The following is a 17,090-nucleotide window of genomic DNA, read 5'->3' on the forward strand; positions in this document are numbered from 1 at the left end:
TTTAATCTAGATTTCTCACTTCAAATGGTAAGAGTGTCTGTTCAATTTGTTTTCTATGTTGTTCGTATCGGTCCGGTAATTTTAACTCCTCACCCATCGTCTCTAAAGATTCGTCATGGGCAAAACCAGGAGGGTCTGTTGCAATTTCAAATAAGATTTCGCCGTGTTCTCTAAAGTAAATCGCGTTAAAATAATTTCGATCTTGTACAGGGGTTACACCATATCCAAAACGAGACACATGCTCTTTCCAGTCTAGCTGATCAGCATCGTCACTCGCTCTCCAAGCAATATGATGGACTGTACCAACACCCATCTGACCACGCCCGATTGTCGATAACCTCAAATCAATAATATTTCCAATGTCAGCAGAAGAACGGAATCGAACAAATTCACCTTCTTCTCCAATTTTCTCAAGACCCATAACATGCTCTAACAATTCAGCAGTTTTTTGAGGTTGTGCAGATAAAAGGACAGCACCGCCAAATCCTTTAATTGCTACTTCTGGCGTAACTTCTCCAAAACTCCACGTATTTAATTCGCCTGCTTCTCTTTCTACTAATTCTATATGCAAACCGTGTGGATCATCAAACTCTAAATACTGTTCGCCAAATCGAGTCATCTTTGTATACAGCACACCGAATTTTTCTAATCTATTTTCCCAAAACTCCATTGCACCTTTTGGTACGACATAAGACGTAATGCCTACTTGACCGTCCCCAATAATACCTTGACGAGCACCTGCCCATGGGAAAAACGTAATAATTGTTCCAGGCTTTCCTCCTGCATTACCAAAATAAAGATGATACGTACCTGGATCATCAAAATTAACTGTTTGTTTTACTAAACGCAATCCTAATACACCTGCATAAAAATCTACATTTTCTTGTGGGTGACCCACGATTGCTGTAATGTGATGAATTCCCATCGTTTTCTTTTCCACTTTCTCCACCCCTTTTTATTTCATTTTAAAAACTTTTATACATTAAAATTCATTATTCATTTTGTCCATACTGCAAAGTAAAATCCATCGTTATGATTTTATCTTTAATTCGAGATATAAGCTGTGAAGTTACGCATTATCTTCTATATCACTGAATTCATCTCGAATTCGAGATAATCCCCAAAAAATATTTACTCCATCTAAAATCTTTATTCGGAAATAAATTATCTCGAACTCAATATTTATTATAAGTTACTTACTTTTAGTTGTCAACAAGCACTTATTTTCATTTTAAATCAAAAGAGAGTAAATGCTAGTTAGCATTTACTCTCTTCGCTAATTATTTCGTTTCCTCTTCCAACACTGCTTCCATCTCATTAAATTCACGATGAATTGCTTTAACTGGTTCTTTCGTTAATAAACTTACAACAATAACAGCTAATAAGCTACAGAAGAATCCAGGTACCATTTCATACATTGTCGCTTTTAAACTTGGAATTTGTACCCAAGTAATTACTACTACTGCACCTACAATCATCCCAGCAAGAACGCCCCATTTGTTCGTTCTCTTCCAATATAAACTTAATAAAATGGCGGGTCCGAATGCTGAACCAAATCCTGCCCAAGCATAACCGACAAGTGTTAAAATTGTATCACTTGGATGATACGCTAAAACAACTGCGATCATAGCTACTACTAATACTGACAGTCTACCGATAAATACAAGTTCTTTATCACTTGCGTTACGACGGAAAAATGTTTTATAGAAATCTTCCGTTACAGCACTTGAAATAACGAGTAATTGCGAGGAAATACTACTCATAATCGAAGCCAAAATAGCTGACAATAAAAATCCAGTAATATACGGATGGAATAAAATGTTTGAGAATGTTACAAAGACCATTTCTGGGTCTTGTAATTTCTCATTATTTTTAGCGTAATAAGCAATACCAATTAGACCAGTAAGCATTGCACCTATAATTGAAATCGTCATCCAACCGATACCGATTCTACGAGAAGTTTTTAAATCTTTAACAGAGGTAATTGCCATAAAGCGAACAATAATATGCGGTTGACCAAAATACCCAAGACCCCATGCTAAAAATGAAATAATACCAAGAATTGTAGTACCTTTAAACATATCTAAATGCGATGCATCAACTTGCTTAATCGTATTGAATGTTTCTGTTACACCACCGACATCTGTAAAAGCTACAATTGGCACTAACACAAGAGCAATAAACATAATACAACCTTGCACAAAGTCGGTCCAACTTACTGCTAAAAAGCCACCGAATAATGTATAAGCAACAACGACACCGACAGTTACAAATAAACCAATTTTATAATCAAGATTGAAAGAATTCTCAAACAAACGTCCACCTGAAACTAAACCAGCTGACGCATAAAATGTGAAAAACACTAAAATGACGATAGCGGAGACAAAACGAAGTATTTTCGTACGATCTTTAAACCGATTTTCTAAAAAATCTGGAATCGTAATTGAATCATTTGCCATTTCTGTATACGTTCGCAAACGCGGGGCAAGAATTAAATAGTTTGCATAAGCACCTATTAATAAACCTATCGCAATCCATACACTTGATAATCCTGTTGCATACATCGCACCAGGTAATCCCATTAGCATCCAACCACTCATGTCAGAAGCACCAGCTGATAAAGCTGTAACTGCTGGACCGAGTCCCCTTCCGCCTAACATATAATCTGATAAATCGGATGTCTTCTTATAGGACCAATAACCGATATACAACATACCTGCCATATAAATAGCAAGCGAAACCATAATCTCAATCTTCACCAAATCTCTCCCTTAGTTATATAAGCCATTCAAAATTTCGAAAAATGACTTTTTCTATTTTCTTGTTTTCGCTTATGGTTCCCTACCTTAACAAACATTTTTTGTTCTTTCAAGTGAACAAGCCCTTTTCACTACATGTGAAAACCTTTATAAACGCCTTTATCCCAGTGGATTACCCGGTTTTTAAAATAAATTAAAGTGAAAATATTCAGAAAACAAAATGGCGTTTTTTCACACCTTATTTTCATTCGTTTATTAGTTGAATTTTAAAAGAAAAAAGCCATACGAATGTATGACTTTTAATTTATTAAACATAGCTTATCTTCTATTTACTAGTAGGAAACAATTCTGAAAGAGGAACTATCCGCCCCACCTCATCTTTAAACACAATATGCTCTCTCGTTAAATGGCGCGGGCTCTTTACTCCCGCTGCTGCCGCAAGTGAGAACAAACTATATCTCATACTAATAACATAGTTCATTACTCGCCATTTTTTCTCATACGGATCTAATGCTTTTTGGTAGTGTGGATTCGTAGTTGCAACCCCCGATGGGCATTGCCCTGAATTACATTGAAGTGCCATAATACAACCGCTTGCCATCATAAATCCGCGTGCTGAATTTACGGCATCTGCACCGATAGCTAAAGCAATCGCCACTTTATCTGGCGTGATTAATTTCCCGGAGGCAAACACCTTTAATTTATTCCTGACACCGTAATGATTTGCTGTATCAATAAATGTAAGTAATGCCGGTATAAGCGGAAGCCCCATACTATCTGCCATCGATTTATATGTTGCCCCTGATCCACCTTCTGAACCGTCGATTGTAATAAAATCTGGATAGATGTTTAATTCTTTCATTGCTTTTAATAAATCTTCCAAAGGCTTTTGTTGACCAATTACAATTTTCATGCCCACTGGTTTACCACCGTTTTCTTGTAAATCTTGAATAAAATATAAAGCCTCTGCGGCACTACTAATAAATGAAAAACGATTTGGCGAATTAATCGTTTCTCCTTCTCGTACTTTCCGAACGGAAGCGATTTTCTCATTTACCTTCTGTCCTTCTAAATGACCACCACGTATTTTTGCTCCTTGCCCAAATTTCAATTCAAACGCTTTAATATTACTTTCTTTCGCCTTCTCCATAAATTCCTTCATCGAAAAATTCCCGTCCTCGTCACGGTATCCAAATAATCCCGGACCAATTTGGGCAATGATATTTGCACCCGTATGTAAATGTTCCGGTATTACACCACCTTCCCCCGTATTAATCCATGAACCGCCAGCCATCTTCGCGCCAAATCCACTTGCCAAAATATAATTTTCGCCAATCGCACCGTAAGAAGTTGCTGATGCGCCAAACATGCCATACAGTTTCCACGGATATTTGCGGTTTTCACCGACGATAATTGCATCATCTTCTTCATATAACCAAAGATTCGTTGTATCCGCTGTCAATTTTTCTCTTCGTGAAAATAACCCTTCTTTATGAATCACATACTTTTTCCCTTCACGTTCTTTCGTTACATTCACACTTAATTCATCTGTTAATTTCGGAAATAATGTATTAGCGATATAATATCCAGATGCATCAAAATCTCGTTTTGATCCAAAACCGAGTATTTCTGAACGGTATTTTGCTAGAAACATTACACTTTGAAAATCATAACGTGAAAAGGGCTTTCCATCCGTATCATGATCAAACCAATATTGCCTAAATTCCGGTCCTATCTTTTCAAGTAAATAACGCATCCTTCCTAAGTATGGATGTAACTTTAATATAGAATGATGCGTCCGTTTTTTAATAAAAAATGTAATAATAAAAAAAATGATTAATAGTAACATCAATAAGAGCAATATACTAATAATAACGAGTAGCGTTTCACTCATCCCGCTTCCTCCTATGAAAATCCATAATAAAAGGAGAACACCTGATGTGTTCTCCTTTTATCTTTATTCAAATTAATGTAGCAAGATGCTCTTTCGCGTCATATTCAACCAAACTTTCAGCATTTTTAATTCGCTGAACAAAATCTGGATTAGCGATTAATGGTCTTCCGAACGCCGCTACATCAATTGTTCCTTCTTGCAGTGCTTCTTCTGCCTCTTTCGGATTCAAATTACCTACTCCTACGATAGTACTATCCCAATACTTTCTTACTAATTGATGAAAATTCTTACCGTCAGCAATAACTTGCGTATAATTCATCGTTGAAGGGTGAATCATCGTTAATCCAACTTCTTTAAACATATTTACAAACGTTTCAATTGCAAGTTCAGGATGTTCCCACATATAAGTAGGATTATCACCTTTAAAGGCAGAGAAGCGAAGAAGCGTTTTATCAGCTCCAACTGCTTCAATTACAGCCTGAACAACTTCTTTCATAAACGTTAACCTTTGTTTTAAGTCACCGCCGTATTTATCAGTACGTTTATTCGCAAATTCATAAGTAAATTGGTCAATTAAATATCCGTGTGCACCGTGAATTTCTACACCATCAAATCCAGCTTCGATTGCGTTTTTTGCAGCCTGTGCATATTGATCGACAACTTCTTTTATTTCTTCTATTGTCATTGCTTCTGGTGTATCAAACGGTTTACGAAAACGCGGAACATTACCCTCCGCAGCAATAGCAGACGGTGCTTGCGGCATTTGACCACCAATTATTTCGTGATGACTCATACGTCCAACATGCCATATTTGAGCAATAATCGTTCCGCCTTCTTTATGTACTGCCTCTGTAACAGGTTTCCAAGAATCAATTTGCGCTTGTGTATAAATACCTGGTACTCCCGGATTCCCTTTTGCTCTCGGGCTAATGACAATTCCTTCTGTAATAATTAATCCAATCCCATCAGCAGCACGTTTTTGATAATACTCTACTACATCAGTACCAACTACCCCAGTCTCATTATTTGCAAAACATCTCGTCATCGGTGCCATCGCTATGCGATTACGAAGAGACCAAGATCCAATTTGAATCGGATGAAATAACTTCGTTTCTTCAATATTTTCAAAAGACCCCCAAGCGTTTATATTTGTTCCTTCATAAATACTTGCCGCTTTATTATTTGAACTTGTCATTTTTCTTCCCCCTAAAAAAATCTAACTATAATCGCATCATACTTACTTTTAGATAGTAACGTCAATTTATACGCTCTTACGTAGGAATATTCGTATAATAAAACTAACCGTTTTTAACTTTAAGGATTCTGAAATTCAGGAATCTACTGTTTATTCTAATGTCCAGTAAGTGGATGAGGAAAATACTTATTAAGTGGATGTTTTCTTTTTTTCTAGTTTTATTACTATAGAATATATTGGTAATTAATTATTTAACTATTTACTAACCAAAAAGAACCTGTTTCCAGTGTACTATGTTCAAACTTACACTAACGAGGTTTCAATAATTCATTTGTTTTTTAATTATACCAACGAAATTTTAGGAACTAATAAAAGACTCCTAGATAGTTGAAAGTATTTTTTCTTATTTAATTTTTAGAAAGAAGGATAACAATGAAAACAAAAGCTATCGTTTCTACACCTGAAAAAGATTTTAATATGCAAGAAGTATACTTAAACGATATTAAAGACGATGAAGTATTAGTAAAAATTATCGCTTCGGGTATATGTCATACAGATGCAACAGTTTTAGACGGTACAATGCCAACACCAAAACCAGTTGTTTTAGGACATGAAGGTTCTGGTATTGTAGAAAAAGTGGGAAGTAATATAACATCGGTTAAACCTGGTGACCATGTTGTACTTGGATTTTCTTACTGTGGTCATTGTGAAAATTGCTTAGATGGTAATGCTGCTGCTTGCGAAAATATGATTGAATTAAACTTCTCTGGAAAAAACAAACGCCATGTAACACCTATACACGATCTTAACAATAATGACATTTCTCAATTCTTCGGCCAATCTTCATTCGCATACCATGCCGTTGTTAATGAGAATAATACTGTAAAAGTACCGAAAGATGTTGATATACGTTTGTTAGGACCACTTGGTTGTGGAATTATGACTGGTAGCGGTACGATCCTAAATTCATTACAGCCAAAACCAGGTAGTAGCCTAGTTGTATTTGGAACCGGTGCGGTTGGCCTTAGTGGCTTAATGGCAGCTAAAATTGCTGGATGTACTACAATCATTGCCATTGATATTCATGATAGTCGTTTAGAATTAGCGAAGGAATTAGGGGCTACACACACGATTAATAGCTTAAACGAAGATCCAGTTGCCAAAATTAAAGAAATTACAAACGGTGGAGCTAATTACTCCTTTGAAACAACTGGCGTAAATACTGTTACACTGCAATCCATTCAATGCTTACGAGTAAAAGGTACAATGGCAACTGTTGCTGTTGGTAAAAAGGATTTAACTTTAAACGTAACAAATGAAATTGTCGTAAAAGCTATTACAATTAAAGGGGTAGTTGAAGGTGATGCAGTACCGCAACTATTCATTCCAAAATTAATTAATTTCTATCAAAAAGGACTATTCCCATTCGATAAGTTTGTACAATTCTATTCTTTTGAAGAAATTGCTCAAGCATTTGAAGATTCTAAAACAGGAAAAACGATTAAACCTATTATCGTAATGGAGTAACATTTGTTTACTTTTTCCCGATAACTAACAAAACAAAAATATCCTGAAATGGAATAAATAAAATTAAAAAGGTTTCCTAAGTAGGAAACCTTTTTTAGTTGACCATATAAGGCTAACAATTCGTTTATCTCTTTTAAATAAAGAAAATAAACAATTATTATCTCCTCACATATGGAAAATCTCTTAACAATAGAAGTGGGAGTGGTTCAGTATTCTTCTAAAAATAATAACTTATATACCTAAAACAATGAAAGCCCTACCTCTCTTTCATCCTTACGGCTCCTCGTCCGTGCCAGTGTGAATCAGGATTGCAAAAATCAAGTAACTATTTTATCGAGTTATTTAATTAAACTTCGAACATTCGTAAAAGAAATTAAAAAATAAAAATGGATTAAATTGTAGTAATAACAAAAGAGGTTAATGCTCTAAAAGTGGTTTGAAAGAGTTGAATGTCTTTGAAATGATTGATTTTCTATAATTATATTCCCAAAAAATTCAAGATCTTTTTTGGGATGTAATACATTATCTACAATGAATCTTAACAAAAGCTTTTTATTTGATTTTCTGTGATACCTTCAATTAATCCCAGCTCACTAATCAAAAATTCATGTGCGTTATCTAACATTTTCTTTTCGCTTGCATTAAGTGCTTTTTCTTTCTGCATACGTAATAAATCACGTACAACTTCAGCACCTTCTTGTATTTTACCCGTTTTTATTTTATCAGTGTTTAATTTATACCTTTGTTTCCACGTAAGTAATCTATCTGATTCCCCATGCTGAAAAATATCTATTATGTTTGTTAATGCCTTTATATCTGTAACTGGTCGTATATTTGAACTCAATATTTTCCCCATAGGAATCATTACTTCCATATTACTAGCCGACATTTTTATAACATAATACTGTCTTTTTTCTCCTGAGATTTCCTTTTCTTCTATGGCTTTAATTATACCTGCTCCGTGCATTGGATAAACGATGTTATCGCCAATTTGAAACAAATAATCCACCTCCATATATGGTAACCTTCTCAATCTTAACACACATTTATTTTTTTAGCAAAATTTTTATAATATCACAAAATTATTTTCTATGTCAATTTATTTACACATAAAAATTCAAGCTGTACAGAAACACTAAAAAACCCGCGATTTTGTTACATTTCTACACCCATTTTCTCCAATTTTATATACCTTGTAAAACAAAAAAACACATCACTACATATAAGTAGCGATGTATTTTTATATAATGACAAAAACGGTTGCTTCAAAACTTCACACACGATCCTTCGCTTATATACTAACCTGTTTACTAATCGTTTCTCGCGCTAAAAGAAAACTCATAATCACTTGCGCAGCTACTCTACTCGTCATATCCCTAAAATCAAGAGTTGGATCAATTTCTACTATATCCATCCCTTGAACGAGTGGCTCTTTACCAAGGAATTCAATTGCATCAAGTAAAGTTGTACTATCCATCCCACCAGGGCCAATTGCTGGACAGCCCGGCGCAAACGCTTGGTCTAGTACGTCCATATCAAGAGAAATATAAATAGAAGTCACATCTTGTTTTCTTAATACTTCAATACTTTCTGAAATAAGATCTTTTATTTTTCGCTCTCTTACATCTTTCATTGTATACACTGTCACGCCATGCTCTTTTGCATATTCATGGTACGCTCGTGCATTTGAAAAATTACGAATCCCAATTTGAACGAGCTGTTTTCCTGTAATCACATCATTTTCTAGCAAACTACGGAACGGTGTACCATTTGATGGACCACCATCATCTAAATTACGTAAATCATGATGGGCATCAAATTGAATAATACCGACCTTCCCTTTACTATTTGCAAAACCAGTTATACTCGGAAAACTAATCGAGTGGTCACCACCAAGAACGATTGGTATCATTTTCGGATTTACTTTCGTCAAGTGACCAACTGTTTTCGCAATTCGGTTATGACTCTCTTTTATATCTGTCACATGCATCGTAATATCACCACAATCATGAAGAACACTTTCTTTCATATCGTGTTCTTCTGTAATTGCGTACGTGCTATATGCATCCAACATTGAACGAATTGTTTTTGGTGCAAAACATGCTCCTGAATGGCTAATAGATGGTTTAGAAAGGGGCGCTCCAATTAAGGCAGCACCGAATATTTCCACACCTTCCTCCCAATTTTTAATCATTTCGCTCCACTTCGTCACTTCACGATCGATAAACTTTGCATTTTTCTTTAAATAGTGGCCGTGCTCCACGATTGTTCACCTCTTGTATATGCGATATTCCCATTCTTCCATACTGTATTTACATGACTTACGCCGTAATGGTACGGTACGTAAGCGTAATTATAAGCATCCCATAAAACTAAATCCGCCTTACGACCAACTCTAATTTTCCCAGCTACATCGCCTCGATTAATGGCATAAGATGAGTTCACTGTTACCGCATTCCAAACTTCTTCTGGTGTCATTTTCAGTTTCAGCATCGCAATGCTCATAATAAGCTGAATGTTTTCAGTTGGACAGCTACCTGGGTTAAAGTCTGTAGCTAAAGCAACTGCAACGCCTTCATCAATCATTTTGCGGCCGCGTGCGAAGCTTTCTTTATTTAAATAGAAAGTTGTTCCTGGTAATAAAGTTGCTACTGTATTAGAATTCGCAAGCATTTCAATTCCTTTATCAGAAGCGCCAACTAAATGGTCCGCTGATGCTGCACCAATTTCAGCCGCTGCTTCCGCACCACCAAGAGGGTCGATTTCATCTGCATGAATTTTCACATCAAAGCCAAGCTCTTTCGCTTTTAATAAAAATTCTTTTGATTCTTCTACAGAGAACACACCTGTTTCGCAGAAAATATCAACGAACTCAGCTAATTGCTTCTCTTTCATTTCCGGTAATAAATCTAGCATCCATTGTAAAAATTCTTTCGATTTTCCTTTATACTCTTTCGGAACTGCATGAGCACCTAAAAATGTTGAAACTAAATCAATTGGATGCTCTTTTTGTAATTGTGCAGTTGCCTCTAATTGTTTCCATTCTGTCTCATCATCCAATCCGTAACCACTCTTCGCTTCTACAGTTGTAACTCCGAAAGATAGCATACGGTCTAAATGGAATTTAGCTTTTTGAACAAGTTCTTCTTTCGACGCTTGTTTCGTTGCATTTACAGTTGAAAGAATACCTCCGCCTTGTTCTAAAATTTCCAAGTACGGAACTCCTTGTAGTTTTAGCGCGACTTCATTTTCACGAGATCCACCAAATACAAGATGAGTATGCGGATCAACAAGACCAGGAGACACCATTTTCCCGCCGCAATCAATAACCTCTTTCGCTTGTAATCCTTTAGCTTCTTCCGCTGTTCCAACAAAAGTAATTACACCATTTTCAATTCCAACCGCACCGTTTTCAATAACAGGAAGCGTATTCATCGCTTCCTGTCTTAACAAGCCATCTTCTTGATCCATTGTTAGTAATTGACCGATATTTATTAGTAAAGTGTCCAGCATGTTTCTTCCTCCTTATTTCATCATTGGGATGTTAACGCCTTTTTCTTTCGCAGTTTGAACCGCTAAGTCATAGCCAGCATCAACGTGACGAACAACACCCATACCAGGGTCAGAAGTTAATACGCGTTCAATACGTTTTGCCGCTGCTTCTGTTCCATCTGCAACGATAACCATTCCAGCGTGAAGTGAATAACCCATACCAACGCCACCACCGTGATGAACAGACACCCAGCTTGCACCATTTACACTGTTAATTAATGCATTTAAAATTGGCCAGTCTGCTACTGCATCACTACCGTCTTTCATAGATTCTGTTTCACGGTTTGGAGATGCTACTGATCCACAATCTAAATGGTCACGCCCGATAACGATCGGTGCTGATAATTCACCATTAGCCACCATTTCATTAATAATGCGGCCAAATTTCGCACGCTCGCCATAACCAAGCCAACAAATACGTGATGGAAGACCTTGGAACTCAACTTGCTGACGTGCCATACGAATCCAATTACATAAATGCTCATTATCCGCGAACTCGCGTAAAATAACTTCGTCTGTTTTATAAATATCTTCTGGATCACCAGAAAGTGCTACCCAGCGGAATGGTCCTTTTCCTTCACAGAATAATGGACGGATAAATGCTGGAACGAATCCCGGGAAATCGAAAGCATTTTTTAATCCTTCATCGAAAGCAACTTGGCGAATGTTATTTCCGTAATCAAATGTAATCGCGCCTTTTTCTTGCATTGCAAGCATTGCTTCTACATGTTTTTTCATACTTTCTTTTGATAATTGTACGTAACGTTCTGGATCTTCTTCACGAAGCTTCGCTGCTTCTTCTACTGTGTAACCTACTGGAATATAACCGTTTAATGGATCATGGGCAGAAGTTTGATCCGTAACTAAGTCAGGGATAATATTACGGTTTACTAACTCAGGTAAAATTTCTGCTGCATTACCTAATAATCCAATTGAAATAGGCTCTTTATTCTCTTTATATTCGTTTGCAATAGCCAATGCTTCTTCTAATGATTCTGTATACTTATCACAATATCTCTTTTCAATACGACGATCGATACTACGCTTATCTACATCAATAGCAATTACAACACCGCCGTTCATCGTTACAGCAAGCGGTTGTGCGCCACCCATGCCACCTAAACCAGCAGTAATCGTTACAGTACCTTTTAATGAACCATCGAAATGTTGACGTGCCGCTTCACCAAATGTTTCATATGTTCCTTGTAAAATCCCTTGTGTCCCAATGTAAATCCAGCTACCCGCTGTCATTTGTCCGTACATCATAAGACCTTTTTTCTCTAGTTCACGGAAGTGATCCCAGTTCGCCCACTTCGGTACTAAATTTGAGTTCGCTAAAAGAACGCGAGGCGCATCTTCATGTGATTTAAAAATTGCTACCGGTTTTCCTGATTGAACAAGTAACGTTTCATCGTTTTCTAACGTTTTTAATGAATCAACAATTGCATGGTAGCTTTCCCAATTACGAGCTGCACGGCCAATTCCGCCATACACAACTAATTCTTCTGGTTTTTCAGCTACTTCAGGATCTAAATTGTTCATTAACATTCGAAGTGCAGCTTCTTGAACCCATCCTTTCGTTTGTAACTCAGTACCTCTTGCCGCACGAATTGTTTGTTGTACTTTTTCCATTTCAATCTCTCCCTTTTCTCGTTTTATAGTGCTGCATTTACATCCAATCTTTCCTTTATTGAATAATTCGTTTTTAACCAATGCGCGATATTTTCAATATCCGTTGAGAATATACGGTCATTTGTAATAGAAGGCACTTGCTGACGACCTTGATGATAGAACGTGTTTGTAACTGTACTCATGTTTTCAATTCCGCGATATTCTGCTGCTTGCATCGCACAGATCATCTCAATTGCAAGAACGCGTCTTGCATTTTGAATAATTTGATGCGCATGACGTGAAGCGATTGTTCCCATACTTACGTGATCTTCTTGGTTAGCTGAAGACGGAATTGAATCTACACTCGCTGGATGAGCTAACGTTTTATTTTCTGAAACGAGTGAAGCCGCTGCATATTGCATAATCATGGCACCTGATTGAAGTCCTGGTTCTGGACTTAAAAATGGTGGTAAGTCATTTAATTGCGGATTTACTAGGCGTTCAATACGGCGCTCTGAAATATTTGCAAGCTCCGCCATCGCTACTTTTAAGAAGTCCATTGCAAATGCAATTGGTTGTCCGTGGAAATTACCACCAGAGATTACTTTTTCACCGCCATCAAAAATAAGTGGATTATCTGTTGCTGCATTCATTTCAATTTCTAATTTTTCTTTCACATAATTTAAAACTTGCCAAGAAGCACCGTGAACTTGCGGGATACAACGAAGTGAATATGCATCTTGTACACGAAGTTCTCCTTGTTTTGTCACAAGTTTACTATCATGAAGAATATCACGAATTCTGCTTGCCACTTCGACTTGCTCTTTATAACCACGCGCTTTATGAACATTTTCATCGAATGCATCAATAATGCCGCGTAATCCTTCCATTGTCATCGATGCAATTAATTCTGATTGATAAGCACTTGCTTCAGCTTCTATATAAGAAAGAACCCCTTGCGCTGTCATTGCCTGCGTACCATTGATTAACGCAAGACCTTCTTTTGCTTCAAGTTCAATAGGTTCAAGTCCTTCTTCTGTAAGAGCAACCATCGCATGAACTCGTTTTCCTTTGTAGAACACTTCACCTTCACCTAATAAAACGAGAGCAAGATGAGATAAAGGTGCTAAATCACCGCTCGCTCCTAGTGATCCTTGTTGCGGAACGACTGGATGAATTTTACGATTTACAAACTCAAGAAGCATGTTTACAACAAGTGGTCTAACACCCGATACTCCTTTTAACATCGTATTAGCTCGTAAAATCAACATACCGCGTGATACTTCTTCAGGGAATGGATCGCCTATTCCGCACGCATGTGACTGAATTAAGTTGTGTTGAAGTGCTTTTACATCATCTTTTTGAATAAGTACATCACTAAACTTTCCAAATCCAGTTGTAATACCGTAAACGACTTTTCCGTCCTCTACAATTTTCTCGACAACTTCGCGGCACTCTGCCACTTTTTGCATACTAGTTGGGCAAGCTGTTACACCTTCACCTTCAAGTAACAACCTCTTCATTTCTTCAACTGTCAATGTGTGTCCTGTTAACGTAATCATTCTTTTTCCTCCTTATAAAGGCAAAAGGGGACCTTATCTTTTTAAGACAGACTTCTGTCCTAAAAAATAAGGCCCCCTTCTAACTAATAGACTATGGGCAAATCATATGTGATTAATTCCTAAACCAATCGCCTCATGCTCAGATCCTTTTACAGGTGCACCAATCGTTCCATAAAGTGCAACAGCAACCCATTCGCCTTCTTTTTTTCCGTCGTATGGTGTACCGCGCACAATCGCAAAGCGAAGTCCTACTGTACGAAGAACGTCTGCTAACTGAATTTGACCTCTCGTCACTCCGTACAAAGCTTCCATAATTGCATGATAAAGTGCATGTGTTTCTCTGTAAACATCTGTTTCAATAACTCGGTTGCTCTTAGCCGCTGTTTCCATTGCTGCTACTACTTTTTGCGAATTCATAGAACCAACTTTCCCAGTACAATATTTCCAACCTTTCGGAATAGATAATACGGGACTTTCATTCTCATCCGCAAGTGCCAACAGCATGGCCATACGACCAATTCGATGTGTTCCTTGAAGAAGCATGTGACTCTCTCATTTCTTTTGAATTATTTGAATATTACTTAATTTAAGAATATATGAAAACGGTTAAATCGTCAATAGTTTAAAATATTATTCAAGCAATTTTTTATCCCTCTCATACTTGTACTTGTGTACACAATTTATTTACTGATTTTTTTCAGACGTGCTATAGTCTCACTAACAGATGCAAAGGGGCGAAATTTCAGTGGCGAAGCGAAAAGATATTCATTTTCGAATTGAAGAAAAATTACTTACAAGGTTTGAATCGGCACTCCATTACGAAGGTTTAAATAAAACAGATGTATTAACACATGCGATTCAGCAATTTTGCATAAAGGTGGAATGTGAAAAAATGAATGATGTAAAACGCCAATACAACGTAAGTAACCATTTACAAACACGTATCGATACGCATAAACATTACGAAGAAAAACAAGTGAATGTAGATGAGGTCGTCATTGAACATTTACAACTCCAAGGTGAAGAAAAAATATTAGAGGTCGGGTGTGCTAACGGAAAATTTCTTTCCCTTTTGCAAACTAATGGTCATAAAGGACATCTAACTGGTTTTGATCAATCCGAAACTATGCTTTCTGAAGCTGCTATAACGAATAATATGATTGAATGGAAACTCGGTGACGCTAGTAAACTTCCTTTCGAAGCTAATTGTTATGACCTGCTAATCGCAAGGCATATGTTATACCACATGAAAGATGTCGAAAAAACTATTCAAGGATTCCATAAGATAATTCGTCCTGGCGGCGCCCTTTTAGCTACAACAAATTCTAAAGTTTCATTACCTCGTATAGATGAAATGTGTAACAAAATGTTAGTCACATTTGATTTACCAAAAACATCACCGTCAGTAGCTCCATTTTGTTTAGAAAATGGTAAAGATCTATTACACTCTGTTTTTTCAACTGTTGAAGAAACAATTATTCATAATGCACTTGTTTTTCATCATGCCACTCCAATCGTTAACTATATTTCTAGCATGTTCCCGTCGCTGAATATACCTGATAATATGTCCCTTCACACCGAAATGAAGGAATGGCTAAAAGAAGAAATAGAAAATGATTTATCATTTCATAACGGTATATGGCGCGATCCGAAAACGTTAGTGATTTATCGATGTAAAAAAGAAAAGAGCTAGCATTCGCTAGCTTTTACACGTTTTCCGGTAAAAGATTCTCCATCATTATATTGCCCTTTCCACTATAAAAATTTGTATTATGTTCATTCACTACTCCAAAATAGGAGGCAATCGCTAGTCCAAATGGCACAAATGCATGTCCTTGTGCTGTAATAATATTTGCGTGCTGTACAACTTCTGTATACACAAAATTTTCTACTGGAAAACAATCTAATTTTTGATAATCTATGGTCACTGTATAAGAGATTTCTTTTAGTAAACCTGCCCTTGCTAACGCATACGGTCCAGCACAAATCGCTGCCACTAATTTTCCTTGCTCAGAAAATTGACGAATAACTGAAAAAAGCAGTTTCGCCTCTTTCATATGTATTTCATCTCCGCCCGGAATGATAATCCCCTCATATTCTTCTACACGCACTTCACTTAATTCTATATGCGGCTGTACTTGTAAGCCTGTTTCACTTATAATCATTTCTTTTGTTAAACCCGCTGTAATGATTTCATATTTCTTTTTCAGCAATGCTGTTGCTACCGTTATTTCATACTCTGCAAATGTCGGGTATACGAATAATAATATTTTTTTCATAGCCTTTTCTCCCTTAGCCACCCTATAAAATATGCCTCTAATTCGTCCACTGATAATATATTAGTGTCCACATAAGTTACGGGAAATTGTTTATACCATTCTTTTTCAACTTCTACTAATTTAAATTGTTCCTCAAATGTACTTCGATTTCTTGTCCTATCATTATTTCTCCTATCATACAAACTCTCTTTCGAAACATCTAAATAAAAAATTGCATCCGAACGGCATTCTCTTAATTTATACAATTCATCTTTTAATTCTGTTTCTATACCCCACTCTTTCCCTATCATCTTCGGATAAAAGAGTGTATAAAATTCAATATCTTCTGGTCCACGATCAAAAATCACGACTGAGCTTTTCACATTTTGAAACTCTTTTATTTTTGCTTCAATAAACATTTTTTGATTTGTAATAAACCCCTCTTTTGAGTTCATATCTAAATGTAATTCTTTTCTTTTTTCTACAATTGGATATGGATTTTCGTATATAATTGAAAGCTCATATTGCTCTAACCTTTTTGCCAATGTTGTTTTCCCACTTGCCATCGGTCCTTGGAGTGAAATTACGTATGTCATCCCTCTCATTCCCTTGTACTGTATTACATAAATAATAAACAGAATTTTAAAAACTATCAACAAGATATATATCATCTTGTTTCTTATTCTTATCTAACTTATAATAAAAAATAGAGATTATGACGGACGCAAAATA

14 protein-coding genes are annotated in these 17,090 nt (G+C 36.5%); 2 read left to right on the top strand and 12 right to left on the bottom strand.

The window, feature by feature from the left end; translation table 11 throughout:
- Position 1 precedes the first annotated feature (1 nt).
- From MKY70_RS18720 to MKY70_RS18735, 4 genes are all read right to left on the bottom strand, one after another.
- Positions 2 to 940: a ring-cleaving dioxygenase gene (locus tag MKY70_RS18720; RefSeq protein ID WP_341025504.1), complete on the bottom strand. Its 939-nt coding sequence runs from the start codon at positions 938 to 940 to the stop codon at positions 2 to 4.
- Positions 941 to 1,280: 340 nt separating this feature from the next.
- The gene (gene putP, locus MKY70_RS18725) at positions 1,281 to 2,759 is read right to left on the bottom strand and encodes a sodium/proline symporter PutP (RefSeq protein WP_002142737.1); all 1,479 of its coding nucleotides are present in this window, start codon (positions 2,757 to 2,759) and stop codon (positions 1,281 to 1,283) included.
- Between the two features lie 325 nt (positions 2,760 to 3,084).
- Complete coding sequence (locus MKY70_RS18730; RefSeq protein WP_088031075.1) at positions 3,085 to 4,653, bottom strand: FMN-binding glutamate synthase family protein; 1,569 nt, start codon at positions 4,651 to 4,653, stop codon at positions 3,085 to 3,087.
- A gap of 67 nt (positions 4,654 to 4,720) precedes the next feature.
- Positions 4,721 to 5,848 (bottom strand): alkene reductase, encoded by a 1,128-nt coding sequence (locus tag MKY70_RS18735; protein ID WP_088031076.1) that lies wholly within the window; start codon positions 5,846 to 5,848, stop codon positions 4,721 to 4,723.
- Positions 5,849 to 6,280: 432 nt separating this feature from the next.
- On the opposite strand from MKY70_RS18735, the gene MKY70_RS18740 reads away from it, so the two are divergent.
- Complete coding sequence (locus MKY70_RS18740; RefSeq protein ID WP_088031077.1) at positions 6,281 to 7,375, top strand: NAD(P)-dependent alcohol dehydrogenase; 1,095 nt, start codon at positions 6,281 to 6,283, stop codon at positions 7,373 to 7,375.
- A gap of 538 nt (positions 7,376 to 7,913) precedes the next feature.
- On the opposite strand, the gene MKY70_RS18745 is transcribed toward MKY70_RS18740, so the two are convergent.
- From MKY70_RS18745 to hutP, 6 genes are all read right to left on the bottom strand, one after another.
- Complete coding sequence (locus MKY70_RS18745) at positions 7,914 to 8,375, bottom strand: CarD family transcriptional regulator (protein ID WP_170935206.1); 462 nt, start codon at positions 8,373 to 8,375, stop codon at positions 7,914 to 7,916.
- Between the two features lie 291 nt (positions 8,376 to 8,666).
- Complete coding sequence (hutG, locus tag MKY70_RS18750) at positions 8,667 to 9,638, bottom strand: formimidoylglutamase (protein ID WP_002128542.1); 972 nt, start codon at positions 9,636 to 9,638, stop codon at positions 8,667 to 8,669.
- Positions 9,617 to 10,888 (bottom strand): imidazolonepropionase, encoded by a 1,272-nt coding sequence (gene hutI, locus MKY70_RS18755; protein ID WP_088031078.1) that lies wholly within the window; start codon positions 10,886 to 10,888, stop codon positions 9,617 to 9,619. The genes hutG and hutI overlap by 22 nt, the downstream gene beginning before the upstream one ends.
- Before the next feature lie 12 nt (positions 10,889 to 10,900).
- Positions 10,901 to 12,559, bottom strand: a complete 1,659-nt coding sequence (gene hutU, locus MKY70_RS18760; RefSeq protein WP_088031079.1) for a urocanate hydratase — start codon at positions 12,557 to 12,559, stop codon at positions 10,901 to 10,903.
- A gap of 23 nt (positions 12,560 to 12,582) precedes the next feature.
- On the bottom strand, positions 12,583 to 14,100 hold the full coding sequence (hutH, locus tag MKY70_RS18765; protein WP_341025508.1) for a histidine ammonia-lyase: 1,518 nt from the start codon (positions 14,098 to 14,100) through the stop codon (positions 12,583 to 12,585).
- Positions 14,101 to 14,202: 102 nt separating this feature from the next.
- Entirely contained in the window at positions 14,203 to 14,643 is a 441-nt protein-coding gene (gene hutP / locus MKY70_RS18770) for a hut operon transcriptional regulator HutP (RefSeq protein ID WP_000926519.1), read from the bottom strand.
- Positions 14,644 to 14,824: 181 nt separating this feature from the next.
- Here hutP and MKY70_RS18775 point away from each other — a divergent pair, with 181 nt between their 5' ends.
- Positions 14,825 to 15,793 carry a class I SAM-dependent methyltransferase gene (locus MKY70_RS18775; protein ID WP_088031081.1) on the top strand — a complete coding sequence of 323 codons (969 nt, stop codon included), beginning with the start codon at positions 14,825 to 14,827 and terminating at the stop codon, positions 15,791 to 15,793.
- Positions 15,794 to 15,806: 13 nt separating this feature from the next.
- On the opposite strand, the gene MKY70_RS18780 is transcribed toward MKY70_RS18775, so the two are convergent.
- Both MKY70_RS18780 and MKY70_RS18785 read right to left on the bottom strand, forming a co-directional pair.
- Complete coding sequence (locus MKY70_RS18780) at positions 15,807 to 16,379, bottom strand: DJ-1/PfpI family protein (protein ID WP_341025509.1); 573 nt, start codon at positions 16,377 to 16,379, stop codon at positions 15,807 to 15,809.
- Positions 16,376 to 16,954 carry an AAA family ATPase gene (locus MKY70_RS18785; protein WP_002128548.1) on the bottom strand — a complete coding sequence of 193 codons (579 nt, stop codon included), beginning with the start codon at positions 16,952 to 16,954 and terminating at the stop codon, positions 16,376 to 16,378. The genes MKY70_RS18780 and MKY70_RS18785 overlap by 4 nt, the downstream gene beginning before the upstream one ends.
- Positions 16,955 to 17,090 lie beyond the last annotated feature (136 nt).

It is taken from the genome of Bacillus sp. FSL R9-9492, assembly GCF_038007365.1.
GTDB classification, from domain to species: Bacteria; Bacillota; Bacilli; order Bacillales; family Bacillaceae_G; genus Bacillus_A; species Bacillus_A mycoides.

Coding starts and splice junctions, on each gene's coding strand:
- MKY70_RS18775 (WP_088031081.1), top strand. CDS start 14,825: ATGCAAAGGGGCGAAATTTCAGTGGCGAAGCGAAAAGATATTCATTTT.
- MKY70_RS18785 (WP_002128548.1), bottom strand. CDS start 16,954: ATGACATACGTAATTTCACTCCAAGGACCGATGGCAAGTGGGAAAACA.
- hutI (WP_088031078.1), bottom strand. CDS start 10,888: ATGCTGGACACTTTACTAATAAATATCGGTCAATTACTAACAATGGAT.
- hutH (WP_341025508.1), bottom strand. CDS start 14,100: ATGATTACGTTAACAGGACACACATTGACAGTTGAAGAAATGAAGAGG.
- MKY70_RS18780 (WP_341025509.1), bottom strand. CDS start 16,379: ATGAAAAAAATATTATTATTCGTATACCCGACATTTGCAGAGTATGAA.
- MKY70_RS18730 (WP_088031075.1), bottom strand. CDS start 4,653: ATGAGTGAAACGCTACTCGTTATTATTAGTATATTGCTCTTATTGATG.
- hutU (WP_088031079.1), bottom strand. CDS start 12,559: ATGGAAAAAGTACAACAAACAATTCGTGCGGCAAGAGGTACTGAGTTA.
- MKY70_RS18740 (WP_088031077.1), top strand. CDS start 6,281: ATGAAAACAAAAGCTATCGTTTCTACACCTGAAAAAGATTTTAATATG.
- MKY70_RS18735 (WP_088031076.1), bottom strand. CDS start 5,848: ATGACAAGTTCAAATAATAAAGCGGCAAGTATTTATGAAGGAACAAAT.
- hutP (WP_000926519.1), bottom strand. CDS start 14,643: ATGCTTCTTCAAGGAACACATCGAATTGGTCGTATGGCCATGCTGTTG.